The following is a 15,557-nucleotide window of genomic DNA, read 5'->3' on the forward strand; positions in this document are numbered from 1 at the left end:
AGCGGCCCTGCCATCGAATTTGGAACGACCACGCGTTCCCGCGCATTGGCCCTTCGCCGGCGTCTCACCATTCCGGCAAATGGCGGCCCCGGCTCAAGCCCGCCCCCGGATGCCGGGCCGGGGCCGCCTAGAGCGCGATGCGATTAGGATGAACCGTCATCGCGCTCCAGGTTATTGTTTGAGCATGATCTTTTCGGAAAACCGCTGCGCACTTTGCGCTGCGCGGCCCTCCGGGTCCGGATCATGCACCAGGCCGAGCACAGGAGCGGACATGAAAGCACTCGTCATAGCAGGGCTCATCGCGGCGCTCGCCTCGTCCCCTTCCGCCTTCGCGCAAAGCGGCGCGGGGCCGTCGAGGACGGGCTCCGGCATCAATTCGACCGGCACCGGCGGCACGACCGGCGCGGGCGCCTCCAGCCTCAATACGTCGTCGGACGCCAACAACGGCGGCGCCAATGCACCGGCGAAGTCGTCAACGATGAGGCCGGGCGACAACGATCCGGCCAGGCAGACCCAGGGGGGCCAACAGGCCCTGCCGAACGCCCCCGGAACTAACCGGAAATAGCGCGAGCCGGATAGGCATAGAGCTCGATGGGGGCGTTGAAGCCGCGCACCTCGTGCCGGCCGACATGCTCCAATGCGAACTCCTTCTCGACCAGCTCGGCGAAATCGCGTGACAGCAGCACGTTCCTGCCGAGCGTCTTGGTCAGCGCCTCCAGGCGGGAGGCCATGTTGACGGCCGGGCCGATCACCGTGAAATCCAGCCGCTGGGCCGATCCGATATTGCCGTACATGACATCGCCGACGTGGACGCCGATGCCGTAATTCAGCGGCGCGCGACCCGTCGCGCTGTTTCGATCGTTGAGCGCGGCCATGGCTCCCCTCGCCTCGGCCACCGCATGCAGAAGATTGGCGCAGGCGTTCGGCTGATGCAGCGGGAAGATGGCGAGCAGCCCGTCGCCGATGAACTTCAGGATCTCGCCGCCGTGCCGCGCGATCGGCTCCGACATCGCGTCGAAATAGTCGTTGAGAAGGTCGATGACATCGTCGCGCGGCCAGTTGTCGGAGATCTTGGTGAAGTCCCTGAGGTCGCAGATCATGATCGCGGCGCGCACCGTCGTGCCGGTGCCGCGCCTGGTGGCGCCGGCCAGGATCAGCTCGCCGGCATGGGAGCCGACATAAGTTTCCAGCAGCGTGCGCGCCAGGCGATTCTTGATGCGGATCTCGCTGACCAGCGCCAGCACCGGCAACAGCTTCTTCAGGCCGGCGATGTGGACATCCTCGAAACCGCCGGGACGATCAGTGGCAAATGTGACGACGTGGCGCTTGCCGAGCGTGTGCAGCAGCGGCCAGGCCACATAATCGGTCATGCCCAGCGACCGCATGTCGTCATAGAGGGCATGCTTGCGACCGAGCGAGGAATCCTGCTCGAGCTTTTCGCGGACCTCGTCGGCACCGTCATGGATCTCGTTGGCGGAGCTGCCGATATATTCGGACCGCTCGCGAACGTCATAGTCGGCCAGCGTGATCTCCGCCTCGCGCTTGCCGTCGGACCACATCATGCGGGCACCCAGCCATTGCGGATGATGGATCATCACGTGAAGCGTCGATCGCTTGAGCGGAATGCCCGCCTGCTGCAGGCGGATGCACATCAGCGCGAAGATGTCGTCGATGAAGCGCTCGTCGCGCGTGCCGTTGGTCAGCCAGTCGATGACGCCGTCGGCCAGTGTGGGGGCGTATGTGTGTGGCGCATTCATATCCTGCCCCTCGAGCTGCGGTTTAGCCAGCAGATATCGTGCGCCGGCCCGGCGGCGTCAACCTGGCTAGTTGCATGGATTGTGCGCATCGGTCTGAGGTTCTAGACCAGAAGCCGGATCGACCCCAGCACCGCCAGACCCGCGACGAGCGCAAGCTGCGACGGCCCGGCCAGCTCGACCTTCAACGTGCCGGTGCGGGGAATCGCAAATTCCTCGTTGTCGAGGCGGATGCGGCATTCGCCGCGCGGGGCGTAGACCAGATGCGTGCCGGCGGCGAGGTGCCGGTCGCCGGGCTGCTTCAACGCGAGGAGATCGATCTCGGCCGCGCCGCGCCGCGCCATGAGGTTCACGACCTCGACGGGACCGGCCTCGAGCTCGGTCACGATCTCGAGCTCGCCGGTGAACCGCACCGTCGTAAAAGGTTCACGTTCGTCGAATTCCTGCGTCGGCGACTTCAGCACCAGCCCGCGGCCCTCGACGACCATCTGCAAGCGGTCGATGCCGGGCATGTGGGAGAACGGACCGGACGCAAGAATCGGCGTCGACGCAAAGCGCCAGAGCAGGCTGTCCCAGTCCTTCCGCGGCGCATCGGCCCGATGCGCATCCGCGATGTCGGTGAAGACGCCGGCGCCGTTCTTCCACGGCGAGCGGGTGTAGATTTCAGGATTGAGCAGCGTTGCCTTCATGTCTTGAGCTCGTCCGGGAAAGTCGGAGTATGTACCAGAGTTTGTAGCCGGATGATGTCGCTATTTCGACGCCAATGCCGCCACAGGCCGCCAGCTGACGTCGGGCGCAGCTGCAGCGAGCCGACGGCAGCGGTCACGCATCAGCTCGGCCGGGCGATCATCGCCGCGCCGCTTCAGCACCGCCTCGAAATCGGCCAGCGCATCGGCAAAGCGGCGGGCGCGATAGGCGGCGAGGCCGCGTTCGTAATCCGCGATCCAGCCGATGCTGCCGACCGCATTCTCGTTCACCATCCCGATCAGCTCGTGGACGGAGAGTCCCTCCTCGCGTCCGTAGACCGCGATGCTGTCGACCTCGCGCGTGACGATGGCGCCGCGCGCCAGACGTTCGGTTGCCGCGCCGATCAGGATCTGCGTGCCGTAGGATTTGTTGGCGCCTTCGAGCCGGCTCGCGACGTTCACGGCATCGCCGATCACGGTGTAGTTCAGCCGCAGCTCCGAGCCGATATTGCCGACCAGCATGCGGCCGGAATTGATGCCGATGCGGATCTGGAGCGGCTGACCGAGATCGTCGACGAGGCCCGACTCGTCGATCGCCCGGCGGCAGGCGAGCGCGGCGCGGCAGCATCGTGCGGCGTGATCGCCTTGCGGCTGCGGCGCGCCCCAGAACGCCATCACGGCATCGCCGATGAACTTGTCGATGGTCCCGCCATTGGCGACGATGATCTCCGAGGTGAGGTCGAGATAGCGCGACAGCAGCGGCACGACGCGATCGCCGAGCCGCTCCGACAGTCCGGTAAAGCCGGCGATGTCGATGAACATCACGCTGAGCTCCTGAACGCTGCCGCCGGGCTTCGCCTCGACGCCCTGGCGCAGCAGGCCACGGACGAGATCGGCCGGGATGAACTTGCGGAATGCGGACAGGCCGGCCGCCATCTCCGCGATCGCACCCGACAGGCTTGCGATCTCCTTCAGCCGCGACGGATGGCGGCGGACCTGCTCCAGCGCGAAGGCTTCGACATGGCGCAGTTCGCCGACGACGCGCGACAGCGGCGCGGCAATGACGGACCGCGCCAGCATCGCCGAGGCCAGCGCCGCGAGCACGGCGCCGACGGCGAGGCCGAGGATAAGGCGATGCAATGTCGTCTCGACCGGCCCGAGAAATTCGGCCTCGGGGATCACGGTCGCGAGCGACCAGCCGGGAAACGGCAGCGGCGTCAGCGCGACCTCATAGGCCGCGCCGCCCGAGGTGAGCCGGCTTTGCCAGGCCTCCTTGCGGCCGGCCTCCCCGGCCTGGTCGAGCGCTGCGCGCGCCAGCGGCAGCAGCGCCGTGTCGCCACGCGCCGGATGGAGCTCGTCGGCGTCCTTGTCCGGCGCTGCGACGAGCTCGCCGCTGCCGTCGACGATGAAGGCGGTGCCGGTGCGTCCGACCTCCAGCTGCGACAGGAAGCGCGCAAGCCTGGTGTATTCAATGATGACGGCAAGCACGCCTTGCCGCTCCTGATAGACGTCGATCGGTCCGGCAAAGGCGATCGATGGGCGCTCGCCGGTCGCGTGGTTCATGACCCTGAACCATTGCGGATCGTCCGCGCCGAGGCCGGCCTTGAACCAGGCCTGATCGGCGACGCGGAAATCGGTCGGCTCGAAGCGGCGGTTGGCGAACTCGATGTCGCCGGGCACCACGTCGTATTCGTCGACGCGGCGCTCGCCCGGATGATCCGTCAGCGAGATCTCCATCATCTCCAGGCGCCGATCGCCGAGCTTGTGCGCGGCGAAGAAGGAGCCGTCAGGCCAGCCGAACGCGACCCAGGAAATCGTGGCCTGCGATTGCAATTGCGAGAGGAAGACGAATTCGCGCTTGTCGGCCTCGCGGGTGTCGAGCACGTTCTGGAGGAACAGGGTGCGGATCGCGGTATGCGCGGCGCGCGCCTCGTCGACGATGGCCGAGACCTCCTTGCGCACCGCCGCGACGATCTGCTCGTTGATGGTCGAGGCGAGCTGCCGGCTGGCCGCCTCCGCGGTGCGCCACCACAGCAGGCTGGAGAGCGCCGCGGTCAGCAGGATCGCGGCGAGGACCAGCGCGGAGACAGCAAGGCGGATACTGACCGTCATCCTTGCGATCGCGCGCAGCTGGCGTCCGGGATCGACGTTCATGGTTTTATCCGCCTTTGGGTGGGCGCGACTCCTGTCATCTTCCTACGCAGATTTCCTACCGTCCGTTACCTCTGCCAAGTTTGGTCGGACGCATCCAATGCTCTCGCTCTAACGTGTCGATAGCGCCAAGGCATTGGATTTGGGCACCCACTTGCCCGCTAATCCCGTCCAAGCGCACCGACCGTGCGCCCGATCCAATCGATCTCACGGTTTCGTGAGCAGCCCGCCGTAACACGGGCGGCGCGCGGAACGAAGGAGATCATGCGCGCTCGCCTGCCGGGCGGCACCATTCGAACAGGAGAACCTCGATGTCTGCCAAACATACCGTCACCTCCCTCGTCCTCGCCGGTGCGGTGTCGACCGCGCTCGCGACCCTTGCCTCCGCCGCCCCCCTGAGCAAGGCCGAAGCCGATGCCGCCGTCGCCGCCAAGAAAGAGAAGTGCTTCGGCGTCGCACTGAAAGGCCAGAACGATTGCGCGGCGGGACCGGGCACCACCTGCCAGGGCACCTCGACCGTGGACTACCAGGGCAATGCCTGGAAATTCGTCAAGGGCGGCACCTGCACCAGCATCGAGCTGCCGGGCGGCAAGAAGGGTTCGCTGAAGCCGATCTGACGGCCGGCGCAACGGCAAGCGCGAACGGAGCAGCACGATGAGCACGATCAAGCCGGCCCCGCCAGCAGCGCTGCCGCTCCGCTTCGCAACGCCGATCGGCGGCGTTGCCGGGACGAGCTTCAAGCCCGAGCACCTCCCGGCAATCCTCGAGGCAAAGAAACGGCGCGGCTTCTTCGAGGTCCACGCCGAGAACTACATGGGCGCGGGAGGGCCGCCGCATCGCGCGCTGGAGGCGATCCGCCGCGATCATCCGCTCTCGCTGCACGGCGTCTGCATGTCGATCGGCGGACCCCGGCCGCTCGACAAGGCGCATCTGGCGCGCTTCCGCGGCCTGGTCGCGCGCTATCAGCCGGCGCTGGTCTCCGAGCATCTCGCCTGGTCGACGCACGAGACCAGCTTCTTCAACGATCTGTTGCCTCTGCCCTACACGGCGGCGACGCTGACTTGCGTCTGCGATCACATCGATCAGGTGCAGGAGGCGATCCGGCGGCCGCTGCTGTTGGAAAACCCGTCGACCTATCTCGCCTTCCGCGAATCCTCGATGCGCGAGACCGAGTTCATCCGCGCCGTTGCGGAGCGCACCGGCTGCGGCCTGCTGCTCGACGTCAACAACGTGTTCGTCTCCGCGGCCAACCATGGATATTCGGCGCTCGACTACCTCGCTGATTTCCCGCTGTCGCGCGTCGAGGAAATTCATCTCGCCGGGCATGCCGCGCAGGCCGACGACGAAGGTGACCTGCTGTTGATCGACAGCCACGATGGCCCGGTGGCCGACGCCGTCTGGAAGCTCTACGAGATCGTGATCCGGCGCCGCGGGCCGGTGCCGACGCTGATCGAATGGGACAGCAAGATTCCGGACTGGCCGGTGCTGCAAGCGGAAGCCGCGGCCGCCCAGGCGATCCTCGACCGCCATCAGTCCGTCATACCGGCAGGAGAGCGTCATGCCGCCTGAACCCGGCCTGTGTTTTGCCGCATCGTTCGCGCCGGCGTTGCTGGATCCGGAGCGCAGCACGCCTGAATTCGTGACCGGCCCCAACGGCAAGGCCGCTGGCCGGCGCTACGACGTCTACCGCAACAACGTCACGGTCAGCCTGATCGACGCGCTCGCCGCGATCTATCCGGCGGTGCAGCGCATCACCGGCATGGACTTCTTCCGCGCGATGGCGCGCTTGCATGTGCGTAGCAATCCGCCGACATCGCCGCTGCTGTTCGAATACGGCCGCGATTTCCCGGAGTTCATCGAAGCTTACGAGCATGCGCAAGATCTGCCCTGGCTCGGCGACGTCGCGCGTCTCGAGCGGGCCTGGCTCGATGCCTATCACGCTGCCGACGCGGTCCCGCTGTCGTCGGCCCAGCTCGCGGCGGTGACACCCGACCGCCTGGCTGGTGTGGTGTTCATTCCGCACCCGGCTGCGCGATGCCTGCGTTCGAACTACGCTGCCGTGACGATCTTTGCGGCTAACCGCGGCGACGCACCGGTCATGCGGATCGATGCCTCGACACCGGAGGATGCGCTGATCACGCGAGGCGAATTCGACGTCGCCGTGCGCCGCCTTCCACCCGGCGGCGCGGTCTTCGCGCACCATCTCATGTCGGGCCGGCCGCTCGGCGAAGCCGCTGCGGCAGCGCTGGAGGCGGCAAGCGAATTCGACATTGCCGCGAACATCGCCGGGCTGATCGAAGCCGGCGCCTTCACCTCGCTCTGTTGCGGAGACCCATCATGATCACGGAGCAACCCATGACGCCCGCCAGCGGCCTGCCGTCGCTCGGAGCACTCATCGACAGAGCCAATCATCTGGTGCAGGCGCTCGCGATACCATCGCTGGTCCAGCTGGTGCTGCGCCTCGCGCTGGCCGTGCCGTTCTGGCGCTCGGGCCTGCTCAAATGGGACGGCTTCCTCAGGCTCAACGACACGGCAGTAACGCTGTTCAGCGACGAATTCATGCTGCATCTGCCCGGCGGTCCCTATCACTTTCCGGCCCCGACGGTGATGGCCTTTCTCTCGGGCTCCGGCGAGATCATGTTCCCGATCCTGCTGGTGCTGGGGCTGGGCACGCGGTTCGCAGCGCTCGGACTGCTAGTGATGACGGTGATCGTCGAGCTCACGGTGCCCGACGGCTGGCCGATCCATCTCACCTGGGCAGCGATGGCACTTGCCCTCATGGCTTACGGGCCGGGGCACATCTCGCTCGATCATCTGATCTGTCGCATCCGTAGCCCGGATGGAGCGCAGCGCAATCCGGGGCAGGTTGCGCGGTGAGGCATCGGTCCCGGATTACGCTTGCGCTCCATCCGGGCTACAGAAGAGCACTTACATCCCGCTCAGGCCGCTATCGACTGCGAGGGTCTGTGCGGTGACGTAGACGCTTTCGTCGGAGAGGAAGAACAGCACGGCATAGGCAATCTCCCAGGCTGTCGCCTGGCGGCCGAACGGGATGTGGCTCTTGCCGCGGGAGGGACGGCCGGCGCCGGCTTCGCGGCCGTTGGGGGTGTCGACGAGTCCGGGATAGACGAGATTGGCGCGGATGCCGCGGCGGGCTCCGAGATGGGCGATGTTGCGCATCAGACCGCCGAGCGCGGCTTTCGAGGAATCGTACACCGCCATCTGCGAGCCCGCCTTCAGCGCGGCGATGGAGGAGATGAAGACGATGGCGCCGCCATCGTCGAATTTCGGCAAGCCGGCGCGGCAGCACAGCATGGGGCCGCGGACATTGACGTCGTAGATCTTGTTCCACTCCTCGGGGCTGACGGCATCGAGCCCGACCTTGCCGAATGTGCCGACGTTCAGCACCATGCCGTCGAGCCCGCCCATGGCGCGGCGCGCCTCGTCGATCATGCGGACGACGTCGGCCTCCGAGGTGACGTCGGCCGCGATGGCAAAACCCTCGCCGCCTTCATCCGTGATGCGCTTCACCGTCTGTTCGGCGGAGCTGCGGTTGAGATCGGCGACCGCGACCTTGGCGCCCTCGCGGGCGCACAGGATGCTCATGGCACGGCCGTTGCCGATTGGATCGCTCGCTGCGTCGAACACGCGTTGGCCGCCGCCGACGATCAGGATGCGGCGCCCTTTGAGGCGCCCCCTGCCCGGCGCTTCTCCGGATGATTCCGCGCTCGGCGGACGAATGTAACGCTCCGGCTTGCTCTCGGTGTCCGCCATCTCAGCCGCCTGGCTTCTTGCCGCCGTCATAGACCTTCATGCCAGCGGCGGGATCGAGATCGGTTTCCGTTGCTTCGGTCAGGCGCGCCATCATCATGTAAAAGCCGAGCGCGACGATGGCTTCGACGATTTCCTGGTCGCTGAAATGTTTTCGCACGGCCGCGAAGATGGTCTCGGGGACACGGACGTTCTCGACCACTTCGCGGCCGAACTTCAGCAGCGCGCGCTCGGCCTCGCTCAGGCCGGCGGCGTCGTAGTCACTACGCTCGACGGCGTCGATCTGGTCCTGCGTGCAGCCGACGCCGAGCGCGATCGGCACGTGCTGGCGCCACTCGTAGGCGCCGCCTTCGAGCTGGGCGGACTGGAGGATCAGAAGCTCGCGGTTGACCGCGCTGAGCTTCTGCTTGTGCAGGATGGAATTGCCGAGCCGCATCGCCGGAATCATGTTGGCCTCGGCATGGGCCATCATGCGGAAGATGTTGAGCTTGACCGGCATGCGGTCGAACGAGGCGCGAATGTCGCCGCTCGTCGTCTCCGGATCAATCAGGGGCAGCCTTGCCACGCATTTCTCCCTTGGGCTTTCGTTTCTTGTTGTCGGCGTCTTGACCTGCCGCGATCAGCGACAGGAAGAAGGCGAGATAGCGGTCGATCGCCTCGATCACCTTCGGCCGCGGCGACGGCACCGCGCCCATCACGTAATGCTCGAGGCGGATGTAGATCAGACCGGCGGCGAACAGCCGCGCGGTCTCGCGCGGATCAGTGGTCGAGATCAGGCCGGCGAGCGCGAAGCCGCGGAAATAATCCGTCATCAGGCTCTGCTCGCGCGCGTAGAAATGATCGGCGAATTTGGCGCGAATGCCTGGCACGCGGTTGCGCTCGGCGGTGATGACCTTCTGGAACTGGTGCTCGCGCGGATCGGACCATTGCTCGACGAGGTCGAGCGCGAACTGCCGGCAGAACTCCGCCGGCTGCCGCGCCAGCTGCTTGTAGCGCGGCTCCTCCAGCCGGCTCGCCGAGCTGGCCGGGCCATGCTCGCTGACGATCGCCTCGAGGATCGCCGCCTTGCCGGGGAAATGGTTGTAGAGGCTGCTCTCGCGGATGCCGACGCGGCGTGCGAGCTCGCGCATCGAGGCGCCGCCATAACCGCTCAGCGCGAACAGGTTGAGCGCTTCGGCGAGGATGCGCTCGCGCGTCGTGGGCGCAGCCGCTTCAGCCGCGCTGGAGGTGTCGACAGCCATGCTGCTTGACTAACGAACGCTCGTTCGCTAGTCAACCGTACGAACGATCGTTCGTTTCAACTCCGCTCGATAAGCGGAGAGCAATTGGGGGAAGAACGCCATGGCAAGCCACGCTCGCCTTTTGCCCGCGCAAACCATCGCAGCGCTTCGCATCGTCACATCATTGCTGCTGATCTTGTCAGCGGCGCCGTCCGCCCGCGCCGAGGATGCTGCCGCCTACCCCACCCGCAAGATCAGGATGCTGCTGCCTTACGCGGCCGGCGGCGGCGGCGACGTAGTCGGCCGGCTGCTTGCGGACAGGATGGGCAAGACGCTCGGGCAGAGCATCTATATCGAGAACCACACCGGCGCCGCCGGCACGATCGGCACGCAGATGGTCGCGACTTCCGCCAATGACGGCTACACCATCACCGTCGGCGGCATGACCACGCATGTGCTGGCGCCCGCGATCTATCCAAAGCTGCCCTACGATCCGATCAAGGACTTCACGACGATCGGGCGCGTCGGCGTCTCCTCCATCATGCTGGTGGCGACCAAGGACTTTGCCGCCAATGACATCAAGGGTCTGGTCGCGCTGGCCAAGAAGGGCGAGCCGATCCAGTACGGCAGCTGGGGCGTCGGCTCGACCGGGCAATTCTGCGCGGAAATCCTGATGCAGCAGACCGGCATCAAGATGGACCACGTGCCGTTCAACGGCATCGCAAAGCTGGCCGGCGATTTGCTCGGCCGCCACATTTCCCTGGCGACGCTCGACGTCGCCACCGCAACGCCGCTGGTGAAGGAGGGCTCGATCAAGGCGCTGGCGGCCTGCGGCGAGCGGTCGCCGAGCCTGCCCGAAATCGCCAGCTACAAGGAGCAGGGCGTCGCGTTCGACCGCAGCCTGTCATGGGCGATGTATGCGCCCGCCGGCGTGGCTCCGCCGATCGCGCAGAAGCTGTCGGCGGCCCTGAAGGAGACCCTTGGCGATGAGGTGGTGAAGCAGAAGCTGCTGGCGCTCGGCATCACCCCGCAATTCGTGCCCGGCGAGGAGCAACGCGACATCAACGCGCGCGACATCACGGCCTGGAAGCAGGTTGCCAAGGACGCGGGCATCGAGGTCAAGTGAGCAAGTGGCGGGCAGCTCGCCAGCAACCATCCTTCGAGACGCCCGCCTGCGGCGGGCCCTCAGGATGAGGCCCCTCGTGAATAGGCAGAGAGCAGGAGCGCGGACATGAGCAGCATCTTCGGCGCGGTGCGCCAGAACGGATATGTGGTGCGGGACATCCACGCCGCGATGAAGCACTGGATCGAGGTGATGGGCGTCGGCCCCTGGTACTACATGGACCGGGTCAAGACCGACTGGTTCCGGCATCGCGGCCGGAATTCGGCCGTCGAGATGAGCATTGCGCTGGCGAATTCCGGCGATCTCCAGATCGAGCTGATCCAGCAGCGCAACGACGCGCCCTCGCTCTACAGGGAATTCCTCGATGCTGGGCACGAAGGGCTCCAGCACATGTCGTATTGGAGCCACGACTATCAGGCGCTCTACGACAAGGCGCTCGGGCTCGGCTATCGGATCGGCCATGAGGGCCAGATCGGCGGCAACAAGGGACGCTTTGCCTATTTCGACACGCAGGCGCATCCGGGCACGGTGATCGAAATCTCCGACATCAGCGGCACCAAGGGACCGTTCTTCGAAAAGGTCCGGCAGGCCGCGATGAGCTGGGACGGCACGCGGCCGATCCGCGAGATCGGCGGCGGGAGATCGTAGAACCGATTGCCCGCAATGTACGCCGTTGCTGGCTCTTGCGGGAAACCATGGTAACGTGGCCTCGTGTCCGAACCTTCAGCGAGGCTAGCATGCCCGACACTGACAAGGTTTTCGCCGGCTCGATTCCGAAAATCTACGACGAGTATCTGGTCCCGATGATCTTCGCCGTCTATGCGGAGGACATCGCAAGGCGCGTTGCCGCACGCTCTCCCGCTGTATTGCTCGAGATCGCAGCGGGCACCGGTGCGGTGACGCGTGCCGTGGCGGCGGCGCTGCCGCGCGGCGTTCGATACGTTGCAACGGACCTCAACGAACCGATGCTCGCGGTCGCAGCGCAGCGCCAGGCGAATGACGATCGCATCACCTGGCGCCAGGCGGACGCAATGGCCCTGCCCTTCGGCGACGCCGAGTTCGACGTGGTCTGCTGCCAGTTCGGCGCGATGTTCTTTCCGGACCGCGTCAAGGGCTATTCGGAAGCAAAGCGCGTCCTGAAGCTCGGCGGCGCGTTTCTTTTCAATGTCTGGGACCGCATCGAGGAGAACGTGTTCGCCGATGACGCAACGACCGCCCTGGGCAAGCTGTTTCCCGACGATCCGCCACGCTTCCTAACGCGGACACCCCACGGCTATTTCGACCAGGCGATCATACGGGCCGACCTCGCACGCGCAGGTTTCGGCAACGTCTCGATCGAAATACTGGCAGCCACCAGCCGCGCCGCCTCGCCCGACCTCGTGGCGTTAGCGTATTGCCAGGGTACGCCGCTGCGCAGCGAAATCGAGGCGAGAAGCGGCGGCGATCTTCAGGCCGCGACGGACGCTGTCGCCGCTGCAATCCGCGCGCGCCACGGGTCCGGACCGGTCGAAGCCAAGATCCAGGCGCTGGTGATCACGGCGCGGCCATAAGCCTGCGCCGCAGGCAAGCCCGGCTTCCTTACCAGAAGCCCCGCTGCATCGGCGGCGCCGGCTGATAATACTGATACTGGCTGCGCCGGCGCGGGTTGACCGGCTGGACGTAGGGATCGCGATAGAAGAAGCCGAAGCCGTTGTCCCAGCCGTCGTCGCTGGCGACCATGGCGGGTGCGGTCGGCTTACGCGTGATGAAGCCGCCTTGCGGCTCGTTGCTCAGCACCGCGACGAACTCGGTGCGGTAATTGGTTTCGCTGCTCAGCGGCTCGTCCGAGATGACGATCGAGGAGCGCGGCAACGCGGTCGGCCCGATGCGGTCCCACACGTCCTGCGGGATGGTGATGCGGTCGAGCGCGTTGCGGGCCTCGTCGCCGTTCTCGATCGTGACCACGCTCCAGCGCAGGCCCGTCGCGGTCTTCGCCATCGCCGTGAAGATATGCGTGCCGATCGGCTGCTCCGGGTTGCGGATCGTGACGGGGACCTCGATGCTGGTGTCGAACACCTCGCCGCCGCCGTCGGGCGCCGGCTTGTGCGTGTTCCGCCGCACATAGAGCTTCTGCGTCGCGCGGCTGATGTAGACCGAGACCGGCTCGCCCGCGAGCTTGGCGTCGGTCGCCGCCTTCACGGCCTCGGTCTTTCTGGCCGCAGCGGTCTTCGCGGCTTCCTTGGTCGCGGCCACAGCATCGCGCTTCGGCTGTGCGGCGGCCCTGGCGGCCTCGAGCTGCGTCGCCGCGTCGGCAGCCTTGCTTGCTGCCTTCTGCTTCAGCTCCTCGGCCTTGACGCGGGCCTGATCCGTCTTGGCATTTGCGAGCGTTTTGTCGGCGAAGGCGAGCTCGGCATCGGCGCGGCTCTTCTGCTGTTCCAGCTTGCGCAGCGCGGCCGGGAGCGCGGCGGCCTCCTTCGCCGCGGCGGACGCAGCCTTTTTGGCCTCGTCGGCCGCCCTTGTGGCCTCCTCCGCCTCCGCGGAGAGCTTGTCGGCCCGGCCGGGCACGGCCGCGATGGCCTCCGGCTTAGGCACGAACAGCGAGGGATGAGAGAATTCCGTGGGAACCGTGTCATGCGGCGAGACGATCACGCGCATCCCGATATAGGTCTTGTCGAACACATTCTCGGCGAAGCCGAACGGCATCCGCACGCAGCCGTGCGAGGCGGCATAGCCCGGCAACGGTCCGCCATGCAGGGCGATCCCGTTCCAGGTAATGCGCTGCATGTGCGGCATCCAGGCATCGTCATACAGGCTCGAGCGATGCTCCCGGTTCTTCTCGAGGATGGCAAAGACGCCAGCCGGCGTCTCGCGCCCCGTCGTGCCGGTCGACACCGGCGCGCGCACGATCCAGCCATCGGCATCGTAGAACGTGACCTGCTGGCTCTTGATCGACACGATCGCCATGATCGGATCGCCGGCCACCCGCGGCGCGACCGCCTCGGCAACCTGGCGCTGCTGCTTGGCCGCAATCGCCGGGGTGGCCGCCGCAAGGGTCGCCGCCGCCACGAGCGCCATGATTCCGGCAGGCCCCCGGCGCCCCACCGCCCTGATGGATTGCGCCGTCGTCGATCGGTTTTTCATGCCATCCTCGGTCGAGCTGCCAGTCGGCTGGTATCGCTCACGTGTCAGATTGGAATCGTTGCATTAAGAAATTGCAGTCGCCTTACGTTCCGTCTGTGGCGGGATTCGGTACGTTCGGACGACAAATCTCTCATATACGACGCCTCGCGGAGGCGGAAGGCGGCCGTCAGCCGAGGGCAGCCGGAGCTGGCCTCAATCGCTGCGGCAGAATGTCCGGATCACCTTTTGGTGCGACCATACGGACGCGCGAATAGCCCTTCCGCTAGACGCCGAGAGCCTTGCGGTTCAACGTTCGCAGGAAACGCAGCGACAACGTTCGCACGTTCGCAACATTGAGCAGCCAGGCTGCGGCCGCATAGGCAAGGCCGCCGGCGAGGCTGACGATGACGAGCGAGGCGAGGCCGGTGCCGCCCACTTGCGCGCGCGCAACAAGGATCGCCGCCGCCATCAATGCCGCGGAGGCAGCGACGCCGGCGAGGCGATTGAGCTCGAACGGGACCGGATGGGCCCGATGCATCAGGACGAGTGCGACCAGGAAGCCGATCGCCTCGGTTGCCAGCGTCGCCAGCGCCGCGCCGTAAAGGCCGTAGCCGCCGATCAGCGCGAACATCAGGATCACGCTGATCACCAGCGTGAGGAAAGATTGCGTCGCCAGCATGAACGGCCGCTCGGCGAGCTGGAAGCTGATCTGCACGTAGAACTGATTGGCGATGCCGAAGAAGCGCGCAAGCACCAGCGTCGGCAACAGGGCCGAGACGCCGGCGCGGAAGTCGATCCCGACGAGCGTTCCGGCCACCTGGTCCGCCGCAAGCGCAAGCCAGACCGCAACGGGCGCCACCACGACGAGCAGCAGCTCGAGGCTTTCGGTCAGCCGCTCCCGCGTCGTCTCGCCGTTGTTCTCGGACAATGACCGGAACACCAGCGGCACGGTCGCCGCGGCGACGCTGGATGCGATCATCACCATGAACTGGCGCGGCAGATCGGCGGCAACGCCGAAGATGCCGGCAGCATCCTTGCCGAGCAGATAAGCGACAATGAGGCGGTCGCAGGCCGAATAGACGGCCACGGACAATCCCGCCAGCGTCAGCGGCAGGCCGTAGCGCGCCAGCTGCATGAACTGGCTGCGCTGGAATCGCGCGATCCCGGTGCGGTCGCCGACGAGGTTCAGGATGATGCCGGCGAGCGATCCCAGACCGAATGCGGCGAGCAGCCCCAATCCACCCCACCCGAGCCAGATGCCGAGAAGTCCGAAGCCGACGGTGGAGACGCTGCGCACGATCGAGATCGCCGCGAAGCGGTAGGGGCGCAATTTGGCGCGCTCGAACTCCTGGCCGACATCGACGGCATTGGCCATGATCGCGACGAACATGCTGGCGAGCAGCAGCTCGACGCTGAGATCGCTGCGGACCAGGACAACCAGCGGAGTGGTGGCGCAGAGCACCGCGGCCGTGAGCGCGAAGGCGACGATTGCCGTGCCGCGAAAATCGACATCCGCCGACATCGCCTGATAGCGCGACACCGACAGCTTGATCCAGGCGAAGAAGATCGCGCCCAGAATCCCGGCAAGGCTGATGCCGACGACATAGACGCCGTACTCCGCCGGGCTGAGGAGCCGCGTATAGGCCGTGACGGCGAAGAAGCCCACCGCCGCAGGCAGGATGTAGGCGACGAGATAGATCGAGAAATGGCGGTTCAGCATGCGAGCACGGGACCGTGGGCGGCCATCAGGATT

Annotated in this window: 16 protein-coding genes; 7 read left to right on the forward strand and 9 right to left on the reverse strand. The window is 66.3% G+C overall.

The features are described 5' to 3' along the window. Positions 1–171: 171 nt before the first annotated feature. The 4 genes from I6F24_RS21395 to I6F24_RS21410 form a co-directional block, all read right to left on the reverse strand. On the reverse strand, positions 172–495 hold the full coding sequence (locus tag I6F24_RS21395) for a hypothetical protein (protein ID WP_158284442.1): 324 nt from the start codon (positions 493–495) through the stop codon (positions 172–174). Between the two features lie 56 nt (positions 496–551). Further along, positions 552–1,757: an adenylate/guanylate cyclase domain-containing protein gene (locus I6F24_RS21400; protein WP_036011675.1), complete on the reverse strand. Its 1,206-nt coding sequence runs from the start codon at positions 1,755–1,757 to the stop codon at positions 552–554. Positions 1,758–1,858: 101 nt separating this feature from the next. Continuing rightward, positions 1,859–2,443 (reverse strand): HutD family protein, encoded by a 585-nt coding sequence (locus I6F24_RS21405; protein ID WP_036026727.1) that lies wholly within the window; start codon positions 2,441–2,443, stop codon positions 1,859–1,861. 60 nt (positions 2,444–2,503) lie between these two features. Next, positions 2,504–4,594: an adenylate/guanylate cyclase domain-containing protein gene (locus I6F24_RS21410; RefSeq protein WP_225151622.1), complete on the reverse strand. Its 2,091-nt coding sequence runs from the start codon at positions 4,592–4,594 to the stop codon at positions 2,504–2,506. 308 nt (positions 4,595–4,902) lie between these two features. On the opposite strand from I6F24_RS21410, the gene I6F24_RS21415 reads away from it, so the two are divergent. From I6F24_RS21415 to I6F24_RS21430, 4 genes are read left to right on the forward strand one after another with little or no spacing between them, the layout of a single operon-like run. Then, positions 4,903–5,208, forward strand: a complete 306-nt coding sequence (locus I6F24_RS21415; RefSeq protein WP_036026732.1) for a DUF2282 domain-containing protein — start codon at positions 4,903–4,905, stop codon at positions 5,206–5,208. Between the two features lie 37 nt (positions 5,209–5,245). Further along, complete coding sequence (locus I6F24_RS21420; RefSeq protein ID WP_225151623.1) at positions 5,246–6,160, forward strand: DUF692 domain-containing protein; 915 nt, start codon at positions 5,246–5,248, stop codon at positions 6,158–6,160. After that, on the forward strand, positions 6,150–6,932 hold the full coding sequence (locus tag I6F24_RS21425; protein ID WP_225151625.1) for a DNA-binding domain-containing protein: 783 nt from the start codon (positions 6,150–6,152) through the stop codon (positions 6,930–6,932). Before I6F24_RS21420 ends, I6F24_RS21425 begins: the two co-directional genes overlap by 11 nt. Next, positions 6,929–7,468, forward strand: a complete 540-nt coding sequence (locus I6F24_RS21430; protein WP_225151627.1) for a DoxX family protein — start codon at positions 6,929–6,931, stop codon at positions 7,466–7,468. The genes I6F24_RS21425 and I6F24_RS21430 overlap by 4 nt, the downstream gene beginning before the upstream one ends. Before the next feature lie 51 nt (positions 7,469–7,519). Here the strand turns inward: I6F24_RS21430 and I6F24_RS21435 are convergent, their stop codons facing one another. Genes I6F24_RS21435 through I6F24_RS21445 form a run of 3 tightly spaced genes read right to left on the reverse strand, consistent with a single transcriptional unit; the run spans position 7,520 to position 9,603 of the window. Beyond that, positions 7,520–8,365 (reverse strand): SDR family oxidoreductase, encoded by an 846-nt coding sequence (locus I6F24_RS21435; protein ID WP_225114022.1) that lies wholly within the window; start codon positions 8,363–8,365, stop codon positions 7,520–7,522. A gap of 1 nt (position 8,366) precedes the next feature. After that, positions 8,367–8,927, reverse strand: coding sequence for a carboxymuconolactone decarboxylase family protein (locus I6F24_RS21440; protein WP_036011690.1), 561 nt, complete (start codon positions 8,925–8,927; stop codon positions 8,367–8,369). Further along, a complete protein-coding gene (locus I6F24_RS21445; RefSeq protein ID WP_225151629.1) occupies positions 8,905–9,603 on the reverse strand; it encodes a TetR/AcrR family transcriptional regulator in 699 nt (232 codons plus the stop codon). Before I6F24_RS21445 ends, I6F24_RS21440 begins: the two co-directional genes overlap by 23 nt. Before the next feature lie 100 nt (positions 9,604–9,703). On the opposite strand from I6F24_RS21445, the gene I6F24_RS21450 reads away from it, so the two are divergent. The 3 genes from I6F24_RS21450 (at position 9,704) to I6F24_RS21460 (ending at position 12,255) form a co-directional block, all read left to right on the forward strand. Then, a complete protein-coding gene (locus I6F24_RS21450) occupies positions 9,704–10,708 on the forward strand; it encodes a tripartite tricarboxylate transporter substrate binding protein (RefSeq protein WP_225151631.1) in 1,005 nt (334 codons plus the stop codon). 105 nt (positions 10,709–10,813) lie between these two features. Next, the gene (locus tag I6F24_RS21455) at positions 10,814–11,353 is read left to right on the forward strand and encodes a VOC family protein (protein ID WP_225151634.1); all 540 of its coding nucleotides are present in this window, start codon (positions 10,814–10,816) and stop codon (positions 11,351–11,353) included. Positions 11,354–11,442: 89 nt separating this feature from the next. After that, positions 11,443–12,255: a class I SAM-dependent methyltransferase gene (locus tag I6F24_RS21460; RefSeq protein ID WP_225151636.1), complete on the forward strand. Its 813-nt coding sequence runs from the start codon at positions 11,443–11,445 to the stop codon at positions 12,253–12,255. Between the two features lie 28 nt (positions 12,256–12,283). Here the strand turns inward: I6F24_RS21460 and I6F24_RS21465 are convergent, their stop codons facing one another. Both I6F24_RS21465 and I6F24_RS21470 read right to left on the reverse strand, forming a co-directional pair. Next, on the reverse strand, positions 12,284–13,825 hold the full coding sequence (locus I6F24_RS21465; RefSeq protein WP_225151638.1) for a L,D-transpeptidase: 1,542 nt from the start codon (positions 13,823–13,825) through the stop codon (positions 12,284–12,286). A 262-nt stretch (positions 13,826–14,087) separates the two neighbouring features. Beyond that, entirely contained in the window at positions 14,088–15,524 is a 1,437-nt protein-coding gene (locus I6F24_RS21470) for an oligosaccharide flippase family protein (RefSeq protein ID WP_225151640.1), read from the reverse strand. Between the last annotated feature and the right edge of the window lie 33 nt (positions 15,525–15,557).

It is taken from the genome of Bradyrhizobium sp. BRP23, from assembly GCF_020194135.1.
GTDB classification, from domain to species: domain Bacteria; phylum Pseudomonadota; class Alphaproteobacteria; order Rhizobiales; family Xanthobacteraceae; genus Bradyrhizobium; species Bradyrhizobium yuanmingense.